This window comes from Acidovorax sp. KPB24-07 (assembly GCF_057543315.1).
On sequence record NZ_BAAJYS010000490.1, the window covers coordinates 1 to 2,180 of the forward strand.

Below are 2,180 nucleotides of genomic sequence, written 5' to 3' on the forward strand. Positions count from 1 at the left end.
TTTTATAGCTATACGCCCTAGAGGAATATGCGCTGGGGGCCAAAAAACACTCGGCAAGCCGGGGCGGGCATTCGCTGGTACGATGCCGCCCATGTTCAGACAACTCGCCGCCGAATCGAACGACGCGCCGCCCGAAGAGGGCACGCCCGTTTCCGTCAAAATCCGCGAACGGCTGGCCGCGGCACGCAAGCGCTTCAATGCGAACGACAACATTGCCGAGTTCATCGAGCCCGGCGAGCTGGAACTGCTGCTCGACGAGGTCGAGGCCAAGATGCAGGGCGTGCTCGACAGCCTGGTCATCGACACGGCGACCGACCACAACACCCAGAACACCGCGCGGCGCGTGGCCAAGATGTACCTCAACGAGGTCTTCAAGGGCCGCTACGCGCAGCAGCCGGCCATCACCGAGTTCCCCAACGCCGAGCACCTGAACGAGCTGATGATCGTCGGCCCGATCACCGTGCGCAGCGCCTGCAGCCACCACTTCTGCCCCGTGATGGGCAAGATCTGGATCGGCGTGCTGCCCAACGAGCACACCAACGTCATCGGCCTGTCCAAATACGCGCGGCTGGTGGACTGGGTCATGGGCCGCCCCCAGATCCAGGAAGAGGCCGTGGTGCAGCTGGCCGACCTCATCATGGAAAAGACCCAGCCCGACGGCCTGGCCATCGTGATGGAGGCCAGCCACTTCTGCATGTCCTGGCGCGGCGTGCGCGAGATGGACAGCAAGATGCTCAACTCCGTCATGCGCGGCGTGTTCCTCAAGGACCCGGCCCTGCGCCGCGAATTCCTCTCGCTCATTCCCGGAAGGAACTGACATGCTCGTCCGACTGCTTTACGCCAGCCGCGCCGTGGACACCTCGCCCGACGCCATCGAAGCCATCCTCAGCCAGTCGCGCCAGCACAACCCCACCTGCGGCATCACCGGCGTGCTCTGCTACGGCGGGGGCGTGTTCCTGCAGGCGATCGAGGGCGGCCGTTCCGCGGTGAGCGCCCTGTACGGCCACATCCAGAAGGACCCGCGGCACAAGGACGTGGAGCTGCTGCACTTCGAGGAGATCCACGAGCGCCGCTTCGGCGGCTGGACCATGGGCCAGGTCAACCTGACCCGGATCAACCATTCCATCTTGCTCAAATACTCCGAAAAGCCCGAGCTGGACCCGTACTCGGTGTCGGGCCGCGTGTCGTTCGCGCTGCTGGAAGAACTGATGGCCACGGCGTCCATCATCGGCCGCGCCTAGGCGGGCCTGCCTCCCCCGTCCCCCACCCGTCTTCCGAGGCCGCAGGCGCCGTGCGCTGCGGCCTTCTGCATTCAGGCTTCCTCTCCCCCGTTTCACCACCGTGACCTTTAACGCCTTCGCCCTCATCCTGCTGGCCGGGCTCATCCACGCATGCTGGAACATCGCGGCCAAGAAAGCGGGCGGCGATTCGCGCTTTGCCTTCTTCACCTCGGTGCTGATGATGCTGGGCTGGGCGCCGCTGGGCTGGTGGCTCGGGCGCGACGCCGTGCCCGAATGGGGCGCCAGGGAATGGGGCTTCGTCGTGGCCAGCGGGCTGCTGCACGTGGCGTACTACGTCATCTTGCTGCGCGGCTACCGCCAGGCCGACCTGACCGTGGTGTACCCGCTCGCGCGCGGCTCGGGGCCGCTGATGTCGTCGCTCGTCGCCATCACGTTCCTGGGCGAGCAGATCTCGCTGCTCGGGGGCCTGGGCATCGCGGGCGTGGTGGGCGGGGTGTTCCTCATCGCCGGCGGCCCCGCGCTGCTGCGCGCCGCGCACGACCCGGCCGCGCGGCAGCGGGTGCATGCGGGCATCCGCTACGGCGTGCTCACCGGCGCGTTCATCGCCAGCTACACGGTGGTGGATGGCTACGCGGTGAAGGTGCTGCGCATGTCGCCCATCCTCGTGGACTACATGGGCAACTTCGTGCGGGTGGCGGTGCTCGCGCCCGTGGTGCTGCGCGACCTGCCGGCCGCGCGCGTGCTCTGGCGCGTGCAGTGGCGCTTCGCCCTGTTGGTGGCGGCGGTGAGCCCGGTGGCCTACGTGCTGGTGCTGTACGCCATGCAGGAGGCCCCGCTGTCGCACGTGGCGCCGGCGCGCGAGGTGTCGATGCTGTTCGCCGCCCTCATCGGCGGCCACCTGCTGGGCGAGGGCGACCGGGCCGCGCGCATCGCGGGCGC

3 protein-coding genes are annotated in these 2,180 nt (G+C 68.0%); all 3 read left to right on the forward strand.

What is annotated here, in order from left to right; all coding sequences use genetic code 11:
• The first annotated feature begins 91 nt into the window (after positions 1–91).
• Positions 92–817 carry a GTP cyclohydrolase I gene (gene folE / locus AC27IQ_RS22970; protein ID WP_272565459.1) on the forward strand — a complete coding sequence of 242 codons (726 nt, stop codon included), beginning with the start codon at positions 92–94 and terminating at the stop codon, positions 815–817.
• A gap of 1 nt (position 818) precedes the next feature.
• Positions 819–1,241 carry a BLUF domain-containing protein gene (locus tag AC27IQ_RS22975; RefSeq protein WP_272565458.1) on the forward strand — a complete coding sequence of 141 codons (423 nt, stop codon included), beginning with the start codon at positions 819–821 and terminating at the stop codon, positions 1,239–1,241.
• A gap of 100 nt (positions 1,242–1,341) precedes the next feature.
• The coding region (locus AC27IQ_RS22980) for a DMT family transporter (protein ID WP_487090923.1) at positions 1,342–2,180 on the forward strand (839 nt) is incomplete at its 3' end.